We start from the raw sequence: 19,484 nt of genomic DNA, 5'->3' as shown, positions 1-19,484 counted from the left end.
TTTCTTAATGCTGTTGTGGCATATCTTGCCCGTCAATCGGGCTCGTGCGGTGAAAAACAGCAAAAACAGCATTCCGGAAGACGTCTACGTTGGGTACATCCGTTCGTTGTTTCAGGACGTCGGCGTGCTCCCCGTTGGCGCGGCCTGCTACGGCCTGATTGCTCTTTTACTATACTACAAGACAGGTCAGGGGGCCTATCTCGTCTTCGGGCCGGCCATGTTCATTGCCGGCGTCTGGCGCTACTTCAAGATTACGCGCGTCGATCATGCGCTGATCTCCGACTATCCGTCCGCACTCGCCTGGGAAGCCCGATATCTCTGGTGGGGTAGCATCCACGGATTTGTCGTCGGGGCATTCGGCTTCTTTGCCACCATGTGGTCGCAAGACAATTTCAGCGAACTCGCCGCTGTTTCGGCCATTCTAAGCGGCGCAATCACCATTGCCGGGCGCAATTACGGCTCCCACAAGATGGTGTCGATCCTGACGCTGACCATCGTGTTCCCGATGACGCTCGGTCTGATGCTGAAGGGCGATTTCTATCATTTCGTGCTTGGGCTTTTCATCGCACCGTTCATGTTGGTCGTGACCAAGATGGCCGATCTCGTACGCACGGTCCTGTTCACCGCCATCAGCGAGGAAAAGCGCTCCACACGGCTGGCGCAGCGCTTCGACCGCGCGCTGAACACCATGCACCACGGTCTGCTCATGCTGAACAATGAGGAACGCGTGGTGGTGAGCAACACCCAGGCGGCGGAGATGCTCGGGTTCAAGTCCTCCGAGCAGATGCTGGGCCGGACGCTGAAATCGCTCTTGATGCGCGGTGTGGCGAGCGGCCTTCTTTCGGAGCGCGATTATGCTTATGCCGAGGAGCAGCTTTCGCGGGCTTTGCGCGAAGGCCGCAACCGCAAGGTCCTGTTACGCATGACCAATGGCCGGCATTTTGAGTTCGCTGCCCGTGAAGGGCATGACGAGGTGGGGGTTCTGACCTTCGAAGAGGTCACGAGCCGCGTCGAGGCGGAGGAGAAAATCCGCTTCATGGCGCGTTATGACAGCCTCACCAGCCTGCCCAATCGCGCCTATTTTCACGAGAAGGTCACTGAAGCGATGGCGGCGGGCGATCAGGACAGGCTCTGCGGACTTGGCGTTCTCGACCTCGATGATTTCAAGACCGTGAACGATACTCTGGGTCATCCGGTCGGTGATGGTTTGATCTATGCCGTGGCGGAGCGTCTCTCCGCGTTCGAGAGCCCGAATGTTCGCATCAGTCGGTTCGGCGGCGATGAATTCATGATCTACTTCAACCGGGTGACCGACGAAGGCGAGTTTTCCCGGCAGTTCGAGGAGATCTTTGCCTCTCTTGCCGGTGAAGTCGACGTGGCCGGCCATGCCATGCGCATTCAGGCGAGTGGCGGGGCGGTGGTTGTGCCGGTGCGGTCAGGCGATGTGGACTCGATGGTCGTCAAGGCGGATCTGGCACTTTACAGAGCCAAGGAACTCGGCAAGAACGCCTGGAGCCTGTTTGAAACGGAGATGGATGTCGCCTTCCGCAATCGGCAGGTGATGAAGGCTGACCTGCGCAGTGCCATCGAAGCGCGCAATCTGCGTGTCGTCTACCAGCCGATCGTCGATGCTGCCACCATGCGTGTTTCGAGCTGTGAAGCCCTGTGCCGCTGGGACCATCCGGAACTCGGGCTTGTATCGCCGGCGATCTTCATCCCCCTTGCGGAGGAAATGGGTCTGATCTCCGAGATCAGCACGATCGTTCTTGAAGCGGCCTGCCAAGAGTGCGCGAAATGGCCGGAGCATGTCGGGGTGTCCGTGAACCTTTCGGCCAAGGATTTTCGTTCTGATGAAGTGATCGGCAAAGTGGAACGAGCGCTCGACGGGGCAGGCCTGAAGCCCGACCGTCTCGAGATCGAGGTCACCGAAACCGCACTCCTTAACGATACGGAGGCGACGGTCCGCTACATCAACACGCTGAAGAAGCTCGGCGTGCGCATCGCGCTGGACGATTTCGGGACCGGCTATTCCTCGCTGAGCTACCTGCACACCCTGCCGCTCGACAAAATCAAGATCGACGGAAGTTTCGTCGCCAATCTGAAGGAGGGAGAGCGGTCGCTTCACCTCCTGCAGGGTGTGGTCGATCTTTCGCGCAAGCTGGGCCTTGCGGTCACCGTTGAAGGTGTCGAGCGGTTCGATCAGCTGAAGCTGCTTGAAAGCGCGGTCAAACCCGATCTCCTTCAGGGCTTTCTCTTCGGCCCCGCCTTGACGGCATCCGGCATCGAGACCATGGCTGAAATGAAGCAGCCTTACGCACCCGGGCAGATTTCCGCCAAAGCGCGCGCATCCATCTGACTTTTCGCACATTCCCTATATGCAAGGTGAACGCGTAGAAACCTTCTGTTAAGGTTAATAAAACCTAAACAAGTTTCATACGACTTTCAGCTTTACATCGCTCGTCAGGCGATTACGCTTGTATTGTACGAGAGGTAGTAAAAGTCGACGTGGGGCATGCGGCAATGGTCACGAGTACCGGCCTGGTCGGCCTGAAACCGGGGGCAGAGCGCTTTGCTCGCGACCCGGCCAAGAAGTCCTCAAGCTTCATAGATGGCGTGATGGCACTTCTGGAGCGCACCGAATACCGACGGTGCGAATCTGGCGAAGACCGAGAAGAGATATTTCATCTGCGGTACCGTTCCTACCGGGCGCACGGCTTTGTGCCCCAGACTGGGCAACAGATCGTCAAGGACGATCTCGACGATCTTCCCAACTGCTACAACTTCGCCGTCTATATAGACAAACGCCTCGTCAGTACGGTGCGTCTGCATCAGATCGACCGGGAAAACCCGCTCGGTCCGGTGACGAAAGGGTTCGGCGACGTCATGTCCCCGCTGATCGAGCAGGGCGACACCTGTATCAATCCAAGCATGCTCGCTGCCGATCCTGATCTCGCGCGCGAATACCGGGCTCTTCCCTATGTCTCGCTGCGCCTGGTGATCGCGGCCTACGAATATTTCCGTTCGACCTATTGCGCCTGTCTCATTCGCCAGGAGCACACGGCTTTCTATCGGCGGATCTTTGGTGCCCGTCAGATGAGCCCCGAGCGTGCCTATCCGCCGATAAGCATACCGTTAATGTTGTTCGGCGGGGTCTGTGCCCGGGAATTCGGCCCCATTGTCGAGCGGTTCCCTTTCTTCCTCTCTACGCGATCGGAGCAGAGAATGCTGTTCGAGCGCACGGCGTCTGGAATATCGGCGCCGCTCACCATTCTACCGACAGCCAAATATCTGCAGCACGCTGCCTGACCCGGATGCTCTGACGGGATCGCTGCTTGTCGCTGACAGGTTGTCGGGCTATCGAATAGGCATGACTACAAAACGCGACATTGCCGGGGAGGCCATCTGGGCTGCCGAGCTCACGGACGACGAACTGGACCGGGCGCGCCGCGGGTTGACGGAGCGGTTGTTTTCCAAAGGCAGTTATATCTGCCACCGGGGTGACCGGCTTGATCACTGGACCGGTGTTGTGGAGGGGCTCATCAAGATCAGCGCCATTTCCGCCGCCGGCAAGGCGATGACCTTTGCGGGGGTGACGGATGGCGGCTGGTTCGGTGAGGGGTCGGTGCTCAAGAACGAACCGCGCCAGTACGATGTTGTGGCGATCCGCGATACGCGGCTTGCCATGCTTTCACGCTCGAGCTTTCTGTGGCTCTACGAGAACAGCACCGGTTTCAACCGCTTCCTGGTGCGCCAGCTCAATGAGCGCATGGGTCAGTTCATTGCGACGATAGAGTATGATCGCATTCTCGGGCCCACGGCCCGGGTTGCGCGCAACCTCTCCTGGTTTTTCAATCGCACGCTCTATCCGCGTGCTGGAACAACGATAGAGATCAGCCAGGAGGAACTGGGCCTTCTGGCCGGTGTTTCGCGGCAGGTGGTCAATCGTGCCCTGCGTGCGCTTGAGGATGAAGGGCTCCTGAAGGCGGAGCACGGCCGCATAACGGTTGTCGATGCCGAGGCATTGAGCCACTACGAGGTCTGAAAACCCGCATTTCGGGCTCCTGCCGCAGCAAGGGAAACGCTCGCGCCGAGGCATCGCAACAAGGTTAGACTTTGGTCTGAAAGGTGTGTTTCGCGCTTCGGAAAGACCGTCGACTGCGCATAAACTTCCTCCACTATAAAGACAAATAGCGCCTCTGTCTGTCAAGGGGCGTGTTGAATGGCTTCGGGTTTCGTGGAACCCTCAAGCCAATCAAGACCCGGTTCTGGGAGGAGCCGGAAAAACAGCGGTCAAACGCTGACAGTGGGAGGTAAGCGACTTGGCGCATACTGACGCGTCTAAGGATACGTTCGCCAAATATCTGCTTTTGAACGCGGAGCGGTTTCGCGACCGGCCATCCATGCGGTTCAAGGATTATGGTATCTGGCAAAGCTGGACCTGGGCGGAGCAGCTTGAGGAAGTGCGGGCGTTCGCGCTCGGCCTCCAGTCGATCGGCCTGAAGCGCGGCGACAAGATCGCCGTGATCGGCTCCAACCGGCCAAGGCTCTACTGGACATTCGCCGCCGCCCAGTCTCTGGGCGCGGTGCCGGTGCCGGTCTATGCGGATTCCGTTGCCGAAGAGATGGCCTATGTGCTCAGCCATGCCGAGGTCACCTTCGCCGTGGTGGAGGATCAGGAGCAGGTCGACAAGGTGCTCTCCATCTCGGAAGAGGTGCCGCTCCTGACCGAGATCGTCTATGACGAGGAACGCGGTCTGAGGGACTACGACCACACCCATCTTCATGCCTATGATGGCGTGCGCGAGATGGGCTTGCGCCGTTTCGCCGAGGAACCGGAGGCTAATGCCAACTGGCTGGCAGAGATCGAAAAGGGGCGTGGCCCCGATCTATCGGTCATGCTCTACACATCCGGCACCACCGGCCGCCCCAAGGGCGTGATGCTGTCGAACGACAATTTCGTGCGCTCCGCCATCAATGGCAACGCCTTCGACAATCTGACCGAGAACGAGACGATCATCGCCTATCTGCCGCTGGCATGGGTGGGCGATCACCTGTTCTCCTACGCCCAGTCCTACACGGCTGGCTTCTGTGTCGCGTGTCCCGAAAGCCCCGAAACGGTGAACGAGGACCGCCGCGAGATCGCGCCGACCTATTTTTTCGCGCCTCCGCGCGTCTTCGAGGCCATGCTGACCTCGATCATGGTGCGCATGGAGGATGCCGGAAAACTCAAGAAGGCGATGTTCGATTATTTCCTCGCCCATGCTGCAAAGGTGGGCGAGCGCATTTTGAACGGCGAGCAGGTCGGTCTTCTCGACCGGCTGAAATACGGACTCGGAGAGTTCATGGTCTATGGCCCGCTGAAAAACCGCATGGGCTTTTCAAACATGCGGGTCGGCTATACGGCGGGCGAGGCCATCGGGCCGGAGCTTTTCTCCTTCTACCGCTCGCTCGGTCTGAACCTGAAACAGCTCTACGGCCAGACGGAAGCCACCGTCTACATCACTGCGCAGGAGGATGGGAAAATCCGTCCCGACACGGTGGGCCTGCCATCGCCGGAAGTGGAAATCCGTATCGCCGAGAGCGGCGAGGTCATGTACCGTTCGCCTGGTGTTTTCGTCGGCTACTACAAAAACGACGAGGCCACCCGCGAGACCAAAACCGAAGATGGCTGGGTGCATACGGGTGATGCCGGGTTCTTCGATACGGACGGCCAGCTCAAGATCATCGACCGGGCCAAGGATGTCGGCAAGCTTTCCGATGGTGCGCTGTTTGCGCCGAAATACATCGAGAACACGCTGAAATTCTTCCCCGACATTCAGGAGGCGGTGGCGTTTGGACATGGGCGCGAGTTCTGCGCGGCCTTCATCAACATCGATTTGCAGGCGGTCGGCAACTGGGCCGAACGCAACAACATCGCCTACGCGTCCTATCAGGAACTGGCCGGGCATCCGCGCGTCTATGAGACCATCGCCGCGCATGTGAACGAGGCCAATCGCAGGCTCGCCCGCGAGCCGCTGATGGCGGCGTCGCAGATCAGGCGCTTCCTCGTTCTGCACAAGGAACTGGACGCCGACGATGGCGAACTGACCCGCACCCAGAAGGTGCGCCGCAAGTTCATCGCCGAGCGCTATGGCGAACTGATCGAGGCGCTTTACGATGGCTCGTCGGAGAAGTTCGTGGAAACGCAGGTCACCTATGAGGACGGCCGCAAGGGCATCATCCGCGCCACGGTTCAGATCGTCGATGCGGAGATTCACGCGGTTCCGGCCGAAAATGTCCGGGAGGCTGCCGAATGAACCCGCGTCCCGATCCCAACCAACTCACCGCGCCGGACGATGGCATCGCCAGGGGCGGCGTGCTGCTCGACGTGAAGAACGTCTCGCTTTCCTTTGGCGGTGTGAAGGCGATCACCGACATTTCGCTCAACGTTCTGAAAGGCGAAATCCGCGCCATCATCGGACCCAACGGCGCCGGCAAGACCTCGATGCTCAACGTCATCAACGGGTTCTACACGCCGCAGGAAGGCACCATCATCTTTCGCGGCAAGGAGCGGCGCTCCATGAAACCGCATCAGGCGGTGGGGCAGGGCATTGCCCGCACCTTCCAGAACGTCGCGCTCTTCAAGGGCATGTCCACGCTCGACAACATCATGGCCGGCCGCTCGGTCAGGATGAAGCGCAACATCGGCTGGCAGATGCTGTGGCGCGGGCCGGCGCTGCGCGAAGAGATCGAGCATCGCGAGAAGGTCGAGGAGATCATCGACTTTCTGGAAATCCAGTACATTCGCCGCACACCGGTGGGCAAGCTGCCCTATGGCCTGCAAAAGCGTGTCGAGCTTGGCCGCGCGCTTGCCATGGAGCCGACCCTTCTTCTCCTCGACGAGCCCATGGCGGGCATGAACCTTGAGGAGAAGGAAGACATGAGCCGCTTCATCATCGACGTGAACCAGCAGCGCGGCACGACCATCGCGCTGATCGAGCACGATATGGGCGTGGTCATGGACCTGTCCGACCGTGTGGTCGTGCTCGATTACGGCAAGAAGATCGCCGACGGTCCGCCCGACGAGGTGAAGAACAATCAGAACGTGATCGACGCCTATCTGGGCGTGCCGCACTAGGTGGCGAGGGGAGGAACGCATGGAATTCTTGAACGATGTTTTCGTAAAGCCCTTCGCGGACATGGCCGCGGCGCCGGATTTCCTGCTTCAGGTTCTGTGGGAAGGGCTTGTCGGCGGGGTGCTCTACGCGCTGATCGCGCTTGGTTTCGTGCTGATCTACAAATCCTCGCGCATCTTCAACTTCGCGCAGGGCATTATGGTGGTGTTCGCCGCGCTTACGCTGGTGGGCCTCTATGAAAAGGGCGTGCCGGCCCTGCTTGCGCTGCCGCTCACGCTGGCCGTGATGCTGGTTCTTGCCATGACCATCGAGCGCGTGGTGCTGCGGCCGCTGGTGAACCAGCCCGACATCATCCTGTTCATGGCCACCATCGGCATCACCCTGTTCCTGATCGGCTTCGGCGAACTAATCTTCGGCGGCGAGAACAAGGTGATGATCACCGAGCAGCTTTTCATCCCCACCGGCAGCATCGTGTTCGAACCCTTTGGCGGCTTCGTCTCCATCGAGCAGAAAGACCTGACGGCGGTGATCGGCGCCATGGTGCTGGTGGCGGCCCTTCTCGTTTTTCTCAACAAGTCCAAGATCGGCCGTGCCATCCGCGCGCTTGGCGACGACCATCAGGCGGCCCTTTCGGTCGGCATTTCGCTTTCCACCATCTGGGTGATCGTCTGGTTCATTGCCGGTGTCATCGCGCTTGCCACGGGCATTGTCTGGGGTGCGCGGGCCGGCGTGTCCTTTGCGCTGGAGGTGATCGCCTTCAAGGCGCTGCCGGTGCTCATGCTCGGCGGTCTGGAAAGCGTCATGGGCGCGATCATCGGCGGGCTGGCCATCGGCATTCTGGAAAAGCTCTTCGAGATCTATTGGGGCCAGCCGCTGCTTGGCGGCAACACCGAAGCCTGGTTCGCCTATATGTTGGCGCTGCTCGTGCTTCTCTTCCGCCCGCAGGGGCTGTTTGGCGAAAAAATCATCGAGCGGGTGTAATCCATGTTTTATCGCACAGCAGGCCAGTTCAAGACCAGCTACCAAGCCGATCACGCGCTGTTTCCGGTGCGGCAGGATGCCATCCTGCTTGGCGTCATACTGGTCTTCGCCTTCATCGTTTTCCCGCTCACGGCAAGCGAGTTCACGTTTCGCGCGCTCTTGATCCCGGTGCTCATCTATTCGCTGGCAGCACTCGGCCTCAACATCCTCACCGGCTATGCGGGGCAATTGTCGCTCGGCACCGGCGCGTTTATGGGCGTGGGGGCCTATGCCTGCTACAAGCTCGTGTCCATCTTTCCGGAGATGAACATTGTGGTGGCCATTGCGATGTCCGGCTTTTTCTCGGCCGCCATCGGCGTGCTGTTCGGCCTGCCATCGCTGCGCATCAAGGGGTTCTATCTCGCCATTGCCACGCTGGCGGCGCAGTTCTTTCTTGTCTGGTTGTTCCAGAAATGGGCGTGGCTCTACAATTACAACGCCTCCGGCGCGATCCAGGTGCCCAATATCGATATGTTCGGCATCACCGTGGCGGGGCCACGCGCGACCGCCATGACCCAATATTACTTCGTGCTTTGCGTCGTCTGCGTCATCACCGTGTTTGCCATCAACATCACGCGCGGCCGCATCGGGCGCATGTGGAAGGCCGTGCGCGACATGGACATCGCCGCCGAGCTTGTGGGCATCAACCTGATGCGCACCAAGCTCATGGCCTTCTTCGTGTCCTCCTATGTGGTGGGCATTGCCGGTGCGCTGTTCGTGTTCATGTGGCGCGGTGCGGCGGAAGCGAACCTGTTCGACATTCCGCTCTCGTTCCGCGTCCTGTTCATCGCCATCATCGGCGGTCTTGGCTCGATCCTCGGAAACTTTCTGGGCGCGATCCTCATCGTCGCGCTGCCCGTCATCATCGGCAGCGTGCCGCAGGCTTTCGGTATCCCGGTCGATTCTGCCATGGTCGAGCATCTGAACATCATGATTATCGGCGCGCTCATCATCGCTTTCCTCATCATCGAGCCGCACGGTCTGGCGCGGTTCTGGGCGATGATCCGCGAAAAGTTCATTCTGTGGCCTTTCCCGCACTAGGCGGGCAAGGTGCGTGAGACGGGGAGTGTTCGCCCCTTCCTTTCGGAGAACGGAACAAGTGGAGGAGACAGTATGAAGAGAATGCTCAAAACTGCGATCCTGTCGTCGGCGCTCATGATGGGCGTTGGCCTCACCGGGCCTGCCACCGCGCAGGACGAAAGCGTCTACATTCCGAACCTGGCCTACCGGACCGGTCCCTTCGCGGCCACTGGCACGCCGCTGATGAACGGGCAGCGCGACTACATCACCCTGCTCAACGAGCGGGATGGCGGGTTGAACGGGGTCAAACTCGAATATGACGAGTGCGAGACCGGCTACAACACCGAGAAGGGCGTGGAGTGCTACGAAAAGACCAAGGCGCGGGCCGTGGTCACGCAGCCCTGGTCCACCGGCATCACGCTACAGGTGCTGCCGAAATCGAATGTCGACAAGATACCGATCCTCGCGCCAGGCTATGGCTTCTCGCCCATGGCCGATGGCAAGGTGTTCCAGTGGGCCTACAACCCGCCGTCTTCCTATTGGGACGGCGCGTCGATGATCCTGAAGAACATTTCGGATGGCAATCTCGACAGTCTCAAAGACAAGAAGATCGCCTTCCTGCACCTCGATCATCCGTTCGGCAAGGAGCCGCTTCCGCTGCTTGAGGTGCTGGCCGAGAAACACGGTTTCGAGCTTGTTCCGATCCCGGTCGGTCTGACGGAGATGCAGAACCAGTCGGCGCAGTGGCTGCAAATCCGCCGCGAGCGGCCCGATTTCGTCGTCATGTGGGGCTGGGGTGCGATGAACGCCGGCGCCATAACCGAAGCCGTGAAAACCAAATACCCGATGGACCAGTTCGTCGGTGTCTGGTGGTCGGGCCATGATGGCGACCTGAAGCTGGTGGGCGAGCAGGGCAAGGGCTATCGCTCCATTTCCTGGAGCGTGCCCAATTCCGAATCCCCGCTCATGGCCGATATCAAGCAATACGTGGTCGATGCCGGCAAGTCGCAGATCAACCAGTCCGAAGGCGAGTTCGATTCCGTGTTCTATCAGCGCGGTCTGATGATCTCCGTGATCCTCGTCGAAGGCATCAAGGCCGCGCAGGACGAGTTCGATGTGCGTTCGCCGAGCCCGGAGCAGCTGCGCTGGGGGCTGGAGAACATCAAGTTGGATGAAGCCCGCCTGAAAGAGCTTGGCGCGGAAGGCATGCTCGTGCCGTTTAGCACCTCCTGCTCGAACCACACGGGCCATGGCGGCGGCTGGATGCTGCAGTGGGACGGTGCGAAATTCGTCAAGGCTTCGGACCTCTTGACACCGGACCGGGCGGAAATCGAGCCGCTCGAAGCGGAGAAAGCCAAGGAATATGCCGAGGCCAATGCACCCTGGCCTGTCAATGAAGAGTGCAGCATGTAGGCACGCTCTGGTGCCGCTCCCTGTCGCGCGCGGCGGGGAGCGGCGTTTTCTTGAAACCGGGATAGCGAAGCATGACGACGACAGCACCTGCAGCCTCGGCTGAGACCGCGGAACAGATCCTCGAAGTCAACAATATCGAGGTGATCTACGATCACGTCATACTGGTGCTGAAAGGGGTTTCCCTTTCCGTCCCGCGCGGTGGCATCACCGCCTTGCTCGGAGCAAATGGAGCGGGCAAGACCACGACACTAAAAGCCATTTCCAACCTTCTGCATGCCGAGCGGGGCGAAGTGACCAAGGGGTCGATCCTGTTCGGCGGCGACGAAGTGCAGAACCTCTCGCCCAACGATCTGGTGCGCCGCGGCTGCATTCAGGTCATGGAGGGGCGGCACTGTTTCGGCCATCTCTCGGTCGAGGATAATTTGCTGACAGGCGCTTTCACCCGGCGTGACGGGCAGGCGGCGATCCGCGAGGACCTCGATCTGGTCTACACCTATTTCCCCCGCCTGAAAGAACGGCGCAACTCGCAGGCCGGCTACACGTCTGGTGGCGAACAGCAGATGACGGCGATTGGCCGGGCCCTGATGTCGCGCCCGAAGATGATCCTGCTTGACGAACCCTCAATGGGGCTTGCGCCGCAACTGGTCGAGGAGATTTTCGAGATCGTCAAACAGCTCAACGAGGAGCAGGGCGTTTCCTTCCTGCTGGCCGAGCAAAACACCAATGTGGCCCTGCGCTACGCAAAATACGGCTACATTCTGGAATCGGGTCGCGTGGTACTGGATGGCGAGGCGAAGGCGCTGCGCGAGAACGAAGACGTGAAGGAATTCTACCTTGGCGTGGGCGGCGAGGGGCGGCGCTCCTTCCGCAATGTGAAACACTACAAAAGACGCAAGCGCTGGCTTTCCTGATTCACGACCGCACCGCGAAAAGCCGGACTGCTGCGCGCGCTTGTCAGCACAGCGGGCTGAATCCTCTTCATTCCGTACCGTTTTCGTGAAATCGGTTCTCTCAAGGCGCTTCAAAGCGCATCGGATTGTTCATGCGGCAATCCTCCCATTGCCCTTCAGTCATCTTTTCGCTATCTCCCAAGACCAATTCTATTCCCATGGGGTTTTGAGATGGCAGAGAATTTGCCGGCCGGACCGGCCGAAACGGGCGCAGAAATGGACTACGCCGAGCACGAGAAGACCTACGATCTTTTCCTGGCCGTCATCAAATATTCAAGCCTGGTGGTCGTCGCCATTCTAGTGGCGATGGCGTTTGGTTTCTTCACCTCCGCTGGTTTCTTCTCCAGCACCGTTCTCTTCATTCTGATCTCGGTGGTCGGCGCCTGGTTGCTGCGCTAAAGCGCGCTGCTTGCCGTGACGTGCGGGGTCGTTGCCATGGCCCCGTGATTGGGGGGACGGTCCAACCGAAAGGATATGACGGTGGGACAAAGCATATTTGTGCCTAAAGAAATTGACGTAACGGAAGGTCGCGTTGCGGTCTCTCCGGAAACGGTCAAGCGATTTGTAGGTCTGGGTTTCGATGTTGTCGTCGAAAAAAACGCAGGCGAGCAGTCGCGTATTGTCGATGCTGAATTTGAGAAGGCCGGCGCGAAGATCGGCAAGGCTTCGGATGCCGGCAAGGCCGATGTTGTCCTGAAGTTGCGGCGCCCGACACCGGCCGAAGTCAAAACCTACAAAAAAGGCGCACTGGTTCTCGCCAGTATGGACCCCTACGGCAATGAGGGCGATGTCGCGGCCATGGCTGCTGCAGGCGTCACCGCCTTTGCCATGGAGTTCATGCCGCGCATCACGCGCGCGCAGTCCATGGACGTCCTGTCCTCGCAGGCCAACCTTGCCGGTTACCGTGCGGTGATCGACGCAGCCGCCGAGTATGATCGTGCGCTGCCGATGATGATGACCGCTGCCGGCACCGTGCCGGCTGCCAAGGTGTTCGTCATGGGCGCTGGCGTTGCCGGCCTTCAGGCCATCGCCACCGCGCGCCGTCTGGGTGCTGTCGTCACCGCCACCGACGTTCGTGCGGCTGCCGGCGAGCAGGTCCAGTCGCTTGGCGCGAAGTTCATCATGACCGAGGCGCTGAAGGATGCTTCCGGCGATGGCGGTTATGCCCGCGAGCTGACGGATGAGGAGAAGAAGGCCCAGGCCGAACTCGTCGCCGAGCACATCGCCAAGCAGGACATCGTCGTCACCACGGCGCTCATTCCGGGCCGTCCGGCTCCGCGCCTTGTCAGTGCGGACATGGTCAAGTCCATGAAGCCTGGCTCCATCATCGTCGATCTGGCGGTGGAGCGTGGTGGCAATGTGGAAGGCGCGAAGGCAGGTGAGGTTGTTACCACGGCCAATGGCGTGAAGATCGTCGGCCATCTCAACGTGCCCGGTCGTGTCGCCGCATCCGCTTCGCTGCTTTACGCCAAAAACCTCTACACCTTCCTTGAGACCATGGTCGACAAGGAGAAGAAGGTGCTCGCCGTAGACATGGAAGACGAGCTGGTGAAGGCCACCATGCTTACCCATGACGGCAAGGTGGTGCATCCCAATTTCGTCGACACCGCAAAGCCCGCTGCCAAGGCCGCCGCGCCGAAAAAGGCGCCAGCCCGCAAGGCACCCGCGCGCAAGCCCGCAGCCAAGGCTTCAGGGGGCGCGGCGACCAAGAAAACGGCGGCTCGGAAAACGGCAGAAAAACCGGCTGGCGCATCCAGCGCTGCCGATAAGCCTGCCGCAACCAAATCGGGGGGAGAATCCTGATGGAACCAACCGCACTCGAAAAGGCGCTCGACCAGCTCGACAGCGCCGCGGCGAGCGTTCGTGCCGCCATTGAAGGCATGCAGGCGGCCGAAGTCGCCGATGCCGCCGGCGCGCTTGCGCATGGCGCATCCGGCGGGGCGATCGACCCGTTCGTCTTCCGCTTCGCAATCTTCGTGCTGGCGATTTTCGTCGGCTATTACGTGGTCTGGTCGGTGACGCCGGCGCTGCACACGCCGCTCATGTCGGTCACCAACGCGATCTCCTCGGTGATCGTGGTCGGTGCGCTGCTGGCCGTGGGCATCTCCGCTTCGGGGCTTGCCACGGGCTTCGGCTTCATCGCGCTCATCCTGGCGTCGGTGAACATCTTTGGCGGCTTTCTTGTGACGAGCCGCATGCTTGCCATGTACAAGAAGAAGGACAAGTGACGTGAGCGCCAATCTTGCATCCTTCCTCTATCTCGTTTCCGGCATTCTCTTCATCCTCGCGCTGAGGGGCCTGTCGCATCCCACCACCAGCCGTCAGGGCAATGTCTACGGCATGGTCGGCATGGCCATCGCCATCGGTACCACGCTGCTCTACGCAACGCCCTCCTTTGGCGGTTTCGTGCTCATCGTCGTCGGTCTCGCCATCGGCGGCGGCATCGGCGCGGTGATTGCCAAGCGCATCGCCATGACCGCAATGCCGCAGCTTGTGGCCGCCTTCCACTCGCTTGTCGGCCTCGCCGCCGTCATGGTAGCCGCTGCCGCCCTCTATGCGCCGGAGAGCTTCGGCATTGGCGAACTGGGTGCGATCCACGCGCAGGCGCTGGTCGAGATGTCGCTGGGCGTCGCCATTGGCGCCATCACCTTCACCGGCTCGGTCATCGCCTTTCTGAAGCTCGATGGCCGCATGTCCGGCAAGCCGATCCTGCTGCCCATGCGCCATGTGGTGAATGCGGGCCTGGCCATCGCGCTGGTCGTGCTGATCGTGCTGCTCGTCACCACGCAGAGCACAACCATCTTCTGGCTGATCGTCGCCGCCTCGCTGGTGCTCGGTGTGCTCATCATCATCCCGATCGGTGGCGCGGACATGCCGGTCGTCGTGTCGATGCTAAACTCTTATTCGGGCTGGGCCGCAGCCGGCATCGGCTTCACGCTCGGCAATCTCGCACTCATCATCACCGGCGCGCTGGTTGGCTCTTCCGGTGCGATCCTGTCCTACATCATGTGTAAGGGCATGAACCGGTCCTTCATCTCGGTCATTCTCGGCGGCTTCGGTGGCGAGACGGCGGCTGCCGCCGACGACGATATGGATCGTACGGTCAAGCAGGGCTCCGCCGATGACGCCGCCTATCTGATGGCGAATGCGCAGAAAGTCATCATCGTGCCCGGTTACGGCATGGCCGTCGCCCAGGCGCAGCATGCGCTGCGCGAGCTGGCCGACAAGCTGAAGGAAGCCGGTGTCGAGGTGAAATACGCCATTCACCCGGTCGCGGGCCGCATGCCCGGCCATATGAACGTGCTGCTCGCCGAGGCTCAGGTGCCTTATGACGAAGTGTTCGAGCTCGAAGACATCAACTCCGAGTTTGCCCAGGCCGACGTTGCCTATGTCATCGGCGCCAACGACGTGACCAACCCGGCCGCGCGCGACGACAAGTCCTCGCCGATCTACGGCATGCCGATCCTCGACGTGGACAAGGCGCGCACCTGTCTCTTCGTCAAACGCTCGCTCGGGTCCGGTTATGCCGGTATCGACAACACGCTGTTCTACAAGGATGGCACGATGATGCTTCTGGGTGACGCCAAGAAAATGACGGAAGACATCGTCAAGGCGATGGATCACTAGATCGCCGTGCGTCCATCCGGACGCACAAAGGACGATCTAAACCATTAATTGAGCATCGGAATAACCCGAAAACCGGATTCCACTTTTCGGTCCGATGCTCTAAAGCAATCACACGGAAAAGCCCGGCGCGCAGCCGGGCTTTTTTGTTGCCGGGTGGGGCAGGGGAATGATCACTCGGCAGCGGCAGTCGAGCGAAGCTGGAACTCGCTCACACCCAGCGCGACATTGATGCCGGTCTTTCCTTCCACGCTCAGGGGCTGAAGCATCAGGCTTTCGCTGTCCTGCGTTACAAGGATGTTGGCACCTGCGCCAAGACCGGCTGCCACTTCTGCGCTCACGCCCGCATAGTCGCCCTCAAGCGCGCCCGGCGCGTAGGCATCGGCCGTGGGGGCCATGACCAGCCACTGCATCTGCGTGGCGTCCTTGACGCCGACATCGAGGCCGAACTTGTTCACCACACCGACATAGGTTTCGGGCGGACGGTTCTCATCGGCGGGCTCGAAGGTACAGGCCAGTTCCTGGGAGGAGGCGATCACCACGCCCGCGCCGCCTTCGATCACGCAGTCGAGAACACCGACCTCCACGCGCTGCTGTGAGAGTGCCGGGGTGGCGGCTGCAGCCGTCAGGACGGAAGCGAGAATGATTGCTTTTTTCATCACTGGAACTCCTTTTGTGGTCCGGGCTCAAAACACGCCACTGCAAAGAAGGTTCCAGATTAATTTGCGTGATTTTTCGTGAAGACAACCAAAAGCCCCGAAGCAAAACTGCGGGGCTAAGGCATTGACTATAATTGGAAATCAGATGCGTGTCCGGGCCAGGCCGTCGCGTGCCGGCATGTATTCGGGGTCCAGCTGTAGCGCTCGGGCATAGGATTTGGCAGCCTTCGCCTTGTCGCCGCGCTTCTCGTATACGAGCGCCTGGTTCGCCCAGCTTTCGGCCAGATCGTCGTCAAGCCGAATGGCGGTATTGAAGTCGGAGAATGCGTTCTCGTCATCCCCCTGCGCCAGATAGGAGAGGCCCCGGCCGTTGTAGCCATAGGGCGCGTCGGGTGCGAGCGAAATCGCCTTCGCGAAATCCTCGATCGCAAACTGGTGCTGGCCACTTGCCTGATAAAGAAGACCGCGGCGGTAATAGGCGCGCGGATCCGTGGTGTCGAGCTGGATGGCGCGTTCCAGATCTGCAAGCGCATCCGTGGAGCGGCCCGACAGGCGGTAGATCTCTGCGCGCCCGATATAGGCCGTGTCGTAGTTTGGATCGAGCGAGATCGCCTGATTGTAATCCGCAAGCGCCTGCTGGTTGTTGCCCGTGTAGCGATAGATCAGTGCACGGTTGGCATAGGTGTTCGGCGAGCGCGGGTTGAGCGAGATCGCCTTGTCGAAATCCTTCAGAGCATCCTGATAGCGCCCCGCACGACCATAAGCTGCGCCGCGCATATTATACGCTTCCGGCTCATTGGGGGTGCGCTGGATGACCGCGCTCAACGAATTGATGTTTTCTGCAGAGCCCTGAGCGGTGTCGATGCGGCTCAGATCCGTCGCCGGGTTTGTGGCAGTCTGGCAGGCTGTCAGCGGCACAAGTGCAGCAAGGGCAAGACCGGCAAGCGCATTGCGCGAAAAGCGGGGGGAGGGCGTATCGAAAAAAGTCATGCCATTTAATGCCATAACCCGAGCACCAAACCAAGCCATTGCCGTACCCATGCAAAGAGTCATCGGATATGCGAAAACGCGGCACGACCAAAATATCGTACCGCGTTCGTTATAGACAGAAATCGTCGAAAGATGGGCGCTATCAGCGTGCGCCCGGCCGGCCGCCGACCAGACCTTCGCGCTGAGCGCGCTTGCGCGCCAGCTTGCGTGCACGGCGTACGGCTTCAGCCTTTTCGCGCGCGCGCTTTTCCGACGGCTTCTCATAGTGCCCACGCATCTTCATCTCGCGGAAGATGCCTTCGCGCTGCATTTTCTTCTTCAGCGCGCGAAGCGCCTGATCAACATTGTTGTCGCGGACGAGTACCTGCACGTGGGTTTCCTGTCAGAACGTTGGTCTTCTAATTTTCAAATGTGAATTCTGGTTTTCCTCCGCCCATGGGCCGAGGCTTCCGCAGCCATATTTTGCCGCGAATAGCGCTGGCTCATAGCAGAAGCCTCTATTTCTGTCGAGCTATTTCTTGTGAATTTTTCCTGCGCCCGCTTCACTAGGGGGTTCACGTTAACGTAGAGAAAAGGAAAGAACACTACACAAACGTGTTTTTCTATATTGGAGTATATCGACATGTCGGAAGGGGACGGGCGGGCCGGCACTGGGCTGGAGGCAAGTCTGATGAGACTTGGTTTCGGCACGGTCGCTTTCATATTGGTCGTTGGTTCGGCCGTCTATGGCGAACTCGTCCATGGATATGGCCTGTTGCGCAAGGGCGACCCTGATTTCACGCCCTTTGGCCGCGCCCGGATCGGCTTTTCCTTTCTGGCAGCGCTCTTGCTCTTTTTCGCCTTGAAGCCGGCAATGGGTGCCCTGGCCCTGGCGAGAGGGGATCGCGCGCAGGCGTTCTGGGCCATTGGTGCTGCCGGCGCATTCCTTCTGGCGGTTGCAGCCGCCGTTCATTTTGTTCCCACTGCGCTGAACGATTTTGTTCGCGAGATGCAGCCGCTGGGCATGGCCACCGAGGTTCTTCTCATTGCAGCGGTCGTCAGTTTCCTTGTCGCTGCCTGGCGCGCGCTCGGCATGCGCGGTGCGCGGCTGCTTGGCGTCTTCCCGCCGCAGCTGGTGCTGGCTGGCATGGCTGGCGTGGTGTTTCTCATTCTGATGGAAGAGATGTCCTGGGGGCAGCATTGGCTTGGCTGGGCCACGCCCGAGCTGTTCAGCAAAAACGTTCAGAACGAAACCAACATCCACAATTTCTACACCTACCAGTTCGAGGCCATCTACTACACGAGCGCGATCTTCTGCTTTGTGGTCCTGCCCTGGTGCTGGCCGCGCGGTGCGGGCGATCTCTTCGCTCAGGTGGAGCCTTATCTGCCGCCGCGAATCTTTGCGCTTTTCGGGCTGCCCGTGGCGTCGCTGATGTTCGAATCCTGGAACATCGTGCCCTACCAGGTCTGGTTCTTCCTCGGGCTTTTGATCTGTCTCGACATCGTTCGCCAGCTCAAATCCTTCGAGCTGCGCCTTGCCGCCATCTCCCTTGCGGCCATCTATGTGGTCTCCAAACTGGTGTTCATCATGCGCGGCGTCGACATGGTGGATGGGTATGAGCTTTCCGAGGTGCGCGAGCTCTATATCTCGCTTCTTTTCCTCGCCTATGGCTGGATGCTGGCGAAGCGATTTCGCCAGCATCGATAACCCCCGGTCAGACCTTGCTGATGGCAACGCCGCCATCGGCCAGCATGGCTGTGCCGGTTGTGAAGCTCGAGGCGTCCGAAGCGAGAAACAGTGCTGACTGGGCGATCTCTTCGGGACGTGCGATGCGTTTCAACGCATGCATGCCTTCGACAAAGGCGCGCTGTTCCTCGTTTTCGAACGTGGCCATTCTGGTGTCGGTCCCGCCGGGAAGAAGCGCATTCACGCGAATGGCTTCGTGCCCAAGATCCGATGCCAGCGATTTAACTAGGCCGACGAGCCCGGCCTTGCTCGCCGCATAGGCCGCCATACCGGGCATGCCTGCGGTCTCATGACCAACGAAGCTCGACGTGAAGATCAGCGAACCGCCGCCGCGGCGCCTCATGGCCGGTACCTGGTACCGGGCAGCCGAAAAGGCGGAGCTCAGATTGGTTTCGATCACATCGTTCCAGTCCGAGCGTTCGAGTGCGTCGATCTGCACCAGCGGGCCGACAGCGCCAGCATTGTTGAAAGCGATGTCGAGACCTCCAAAGCTGCTTTCTGCGACTGCGACCAGTTTCTGATTGTGAATATCCTCGCGCACATCGCCAGCAAGCGCGATGGCTTCGCCTCCATTCGCTTCGATCTCGCCGACAAGTGTGTCCAGTTCTGCCTGCCGCCGTGCTGTAACGACGACCCTGGCACCGTGCTGGGCGAACAGCCTGGCTGCCGCCCGACCGATACCGGCACTTGCGCCGGTTACGATGGCGACTTTCTCTTTCAGCGATGTCATCTGGTATCCTTCCGTTTCGCTACCGGCATTGCCGGGGTGATGCGAAACTCTCAGCAATGCGCCGTGTCAGCCACCCGAAACCAGACGAGAGGCGAGACGAAAGCAATGACGACGAGGCTTGGCGCAAAACGGCAATCGCCGTCGCAATCAGCGCAAACCATTGCGTGGGATTTCGCTACTGCTAGGCTGTGTCTGAAGGCGCCCGGCTGCGGCGCGCTGCCTGCATTGCGGAGAGGC

The 19,484-nt window shown here is 60.1% G+C and carries 18 protein-coding genes; 14 read left to right on the top strand and 4 right to left on the bottom strand.

What is annotated here, in order from left to right:
* Nucleotides 1-7 precede the first annotated feature (7 nt).
* The 13 genes from BLW55_RS07345 (at nucleotide 8) to BLW55_RS07285 (ending at nucleotide 15,145) form a co-directional block, all read left to right on the top strand.
* Nucleotides 8-2,356: a putative bifunctional diguanylate cyclase/phosphodiesterase gene (locus BLW55_RS07345; protein ID WP_007008843.1), complete on the top strand. Its 2,349-nt coding sequence runs from the start codon at nucleotides 8-10 to the stop codon at nucleotides 2,354-2,356.
* A gap of 164 nt (nucleotides 2,357-2,520) precedes the next feature.
* Nucleotides 2,521-3,306 carry an N-acyl amino acid synthase FeeM domain-containing protein gene (locus BLW55_RS07340; protein ID WP_025030469.1) on the top strand — a complete coding sequence of 262 codons (786 nt, stop codon included), beginning with the start codon at nucleotides 2,521-2,523 and terminating at the stop codon, nucleotides 3,304-3,306.
* A 61-nt stretch (nucleotides 3,307-3,367) separates the two neighbouring features.
* Nucleotides 3,368-4,042, top strand: coding sequence for a Crp/Fnr family transcriptional regulator (locus BLW55_RS07335; protein WP_007008842.1), 675 nt, complete (start codon nucleotides 3,368-3,370; stop codon nucleotides 4,040-4,042).
* A gap of 277 nt (nucleotides 4,043-4,319) precedes the next feature.
* Nucleotides 4,320-6,296 carry an AMP-binding protein gene (locus BLW55_RS07330; RefSeq protein WP_090327858.1) on the top strand — a complete coding sequence of 659 codons (1,977 nt, stop codon included), beginning with the start codon at nucleotides 4,320-4,322 and terminating at the stop codon, nucleotides 6,294-6,296.
* Nucleotides 6,293-7,117 (top strand): ABC transporter ATP-binding protein, encoded by an 825-nt coding sequence (locus BLW55_RS07325; protein WP_090327855.1) that lies wholly within the window; start codon nucleotides 6,293-6,295, stop codon nucleotides 7,115-7,117. The genes BLW55_RS07330 and BLW55_RS07325 overlap by 4 nt, the downstream gene beginning before the upstream one ends.
* A gap of 19 nt (nucleotides 7,118-7,136) precedes the next feature.
* A complete protein-coding gene (locus BLW55_RS07320; protein ID WP_090327852.1) occupies nucleotides 7,137-8,096 on the top strand; it encodes a branched-chain amino acid ABC transporter permease in 960 nt (319 codons plus the stop codon).
* Nucleotides 8,097-8,099: 3 nt separating this feature from the next.
* Nucleotides 8,100-9,176 (top strand): branched-chain amino acid ABC transporter permease, encoded by a 1,077-nt coding sequence (locus BLW55_RS07315; protein ID WP_007008837.1) that lies wholly within the window; start codon nucleotides 8,100-8,102, stop codon nucleotides 9,174-9,176.
* A gap of 72 nt (nucleotides 9,177-9,248) precedes the next feature.
* Nucleotides 9,249-10,568, top strand: coding sequence for an ABC transporter substrate-binding protein (locus BLW55_RS07310; protein ID WP_090327850.1), 1,320 nt, complete (start codon nucleotides 9,249-9,251; stop codon nucleotides 10,566-10,568).
* 71 nt (nucleotides 10,569-10,639) lie between these two features.
* Nucleotides 10,640-11,479 carry an ABC transporter ATP-binding protein gene (locus tag BLW55_RS07305; RefSeq protein WP_025030465.1) on the top strand — a complete coding sequence of 280 codons (840 nt, stop codon included), beginning with the start codon at nucleotides 10,640-10,642 and terminating at the stop codon, nucleotides 11,477-11,479.
* 210 nt (nucleotides 11,480-11,689) lie between these two features.
* Complete coding sequence (locus BLW55_RS07300; protein WP_007008834.1) at nucleotides 11,690-11,917, top strand: aa3-type cytochrome c oxidase subunit IV; 228 nt, start codon at nucleotides 11,690-11,692, stop codon at nucleotides 11,915-11,917.
* Between the two features lie 81 nt (nucleotides 11,918-11,998).
* Nucleotides 11,999-13,321, top strand: a complete 1,323-nt coding sequence (locus tag BLW55_RS07295) for a Re/Si-specific NAD(P)(+) transhydrogenase subunit alpha (protein WP_040665199.1) — start codon at nucleotides 11,999-12,001, stop codon at nucleotides 13,319-13,321.
* A complete protein-coding gene (locus tag BLW55_RS07290; protein ID WP_007008832.1) occupies nucleotides 13,321-13,746 on the top strand; it encodes a proton-translocating transhydrogenase family protein in 426 nt (141 codons plus the stop codon). The genes BLW55_RS07295 and BLW55_RS07290 overlap by 1 nt, the downstream gene beginning before the upstream one ends.
* Before the next feature lies 1 nt (nucleotide 13,747).
* Nucleotides 13,748-15,145 (top strand): NAD(P)(+) transhydrogenase (Re/Si-specific) subunit beta, encoded by a 1,398-nt coding sequence (locus BLW55_RS07285; protein ID WP_090327847.1) that lies wholly within the window; start codon nucleotides 13,748-13,750, stop codon nucleotides 15,143-15,145.
* A gap of 170 nt (nucleotides 15,146-15,315) precedes the next feature.
* On the opposite strand, the gene BLW55_RS07280 is transcribed toward BLW55_RS07285, so the two are convergent.
* The 3 genes from BLW55_RS07280 to rpsU all read right to left on the bottom strand — a co-directional run bounded on the left by BLW55_RS07280 (nucleotide 15,316) and on the right by rpsU (nucleotide 17,161).
* Nucleotides 15,316-15,801, bottom strand: a complete 486-nt coding sequence (locus tag BLW55_RS07280; RefSeq protein WP_007008830.1) for a DUF992 domain-containing protein — start codon at nucleotides 15,799-15,801, stop codon at nucleotides 15,316-15,318.
* Between the two features lie 141 nt (nucleotides 15,802-15,942).
* Nucleotides 15,943-16,806: a tetratricopeptide repeat protein gene (locus BLW55_RS07275; RefSeq protein WP_177175040.1), complete on the bottom strand. Its 864-nt coding sequence runs from the start codon at nucleotides 16,804-16,806 to the stop codon at nucleotides 15,943-15,945.
* 127 nt (nucleotides 16,807-16,933) lie between these two features.
* Nucleotides 16,934-17,161 (bottom strand): 30S ribosomal protein S21, encoded by a 228-nt coding sequence (rpsU, locus tag BLW55_RS07270; RefSeq protein ID WP_007008828.1) that lies wholly within the window; start codon nucleotides 17,159-17,161, stop codon nucleotides 16,934-16,936.
* A 300-nt stretch (nucleotides 17,162-17,461) separates the two neighbouring features.
* Between rpsU and BLW55_RS07265 the strand changes: the two genes are divergently transcribed.
* Nucleotides 17,462-18,478, top strand: coding sequence for a hypothetical protein (locus BLW55_RS07265; protein WP_244509012.1), 1,017 nt, complete (start codon nucleotides 17,462-17,464; stop codon nucleotides 18,476-18,478).
* A gap of 7 nt (nucleotides 18,479-18,485) precedes the next feature.
* Here the strand turns inward: BLW55_RS07265 and BLW55_RS07260 are convergent, their stop codons facing one another.
* On the bottom strand, nucleotides 18,486-19,247 hold the full coding sequence (locus tag BLW55_RS07260) for an SDR family oxidoreductase (RefSeq protein ID WP_090327843.1): 762 nt from the start codon (nucleotides 19,245-19,247) through the stop codon (nucleotides 18,486-18,488).
* Nucleotides 19,248-19,484 lie beyond the last annotated feature (237 nt).

The organism is Nitratireductor aquibiodomus, assembly GCF_900105565.1.
Taxonomy (GTDB): Bacteria; Pseudomonadota; Alphaproteobacteria; order Rhizobiales; family Rhizobiaceae; genus Nitratireductor; species Nitratireductor aquibiodomus.
This window is presented reverse-complemented; position numbering and strand designations above follow the sequence as displayed.

Bases quoted from the DNA above. Each gene is read 5' to 3' on its own strand.
- BLW55_RS07345 (WP_007008843.1), top strand. From the start codon at position 8: ATGCTGTTGTGGCATATCTTGCCCGTCAATCGGGCTCGTGCGGTGAAA.
- BLW55_RS07340 (WP_025030469.1), top strand. From the start codon at position 2,521: ATGGTCACGAGTACCGGCCTGGTCGGCCTGAAACCGGGGGCAGAGCGC.
- BLW55_RS07335 (WP_007008842.1), top strand. From the start codon at position 3,368: ATGACTACAAAACGCGACATTGCCGGGGAGGCCATCTGGGCTGCCGAG.
- BLW55_RS07325 (WP_090327855.1), top strand. From the start codon at position 6,293: ATGAACCCGCGTCCCGATCCCAACCAACTCACCGCGCCGGACGATGGC.
- BLW55_RS07320 (WP_090327852.1), top strand. From the start codon at position 7,137: ATGGAATTCTTGAACGATGTTTTCGTAAAGCCCTTCGCGGACATGGCC.
- BLW55_RS07315 (WP_007008837.1), top strand. From the start codon at position 8,100: ATGTTTTATCGCACAGCAGGCCAGTTCAAGACCAGCTACCAAGCCGAT.
- BLW55_RS07310 (WP_090327850.1), top strand. From the start codon at position 9,249: ATGAAGAGAATGCTCAAAACTGCGATCCTGTCGTCGGCGCTCATGATG.
- BLW55_RS07305 (WP_025030465.1), top strand. From the start codon at position 10,640: ATGACGACGACAGCACCTGCAGCCTCGGCTGAGACCGCGGAACAGATC.
- BLW55_RS07300 (WP_007008834.1), top strand. From the start codon at position 11,690: ATGGCAGAGAATTTGCCGGCCGGACCGGCCGAAACGGGCGCAGAAATG.
- BLW55_RS07290 (WP_007008832.1), top strand. From the start codon at position 13,321: ATGGAACCAACCGCACTCGAAAAGGCGCTCGACCAGCTCGACAGCGCC.
- BLW55_RS07280 (WP_007008830.1), bottom strand. From the start codon at position 15,801: ATGAAAAAAGCAATCATTCTCGCTTCCGTCCTGACGGCTGCAGCCGCC.
- BLW55_RS07275 (WP_177175040.1), bottom strand. From the start codon at position 16,806: ATGGCATTAAATGGCATGACTTTTTTCGATACGCCCTCCCCCCGCTTT.
- BLW55_RS07265 (WP_244509012.1), top strand. From the start codon at position 17,462: ATGAGACTTGGTTTCGGCACGGTCGCTTTCATATTGGTCGTTGGTTCG.
- BLW55_RS07260 (WP_090327843.1), bottom strand. From the start codon at position 19,247: ATGACATCGCTGAAAGAGAAAGTCGCCATCGTAACCGGCGCAAGTGCC.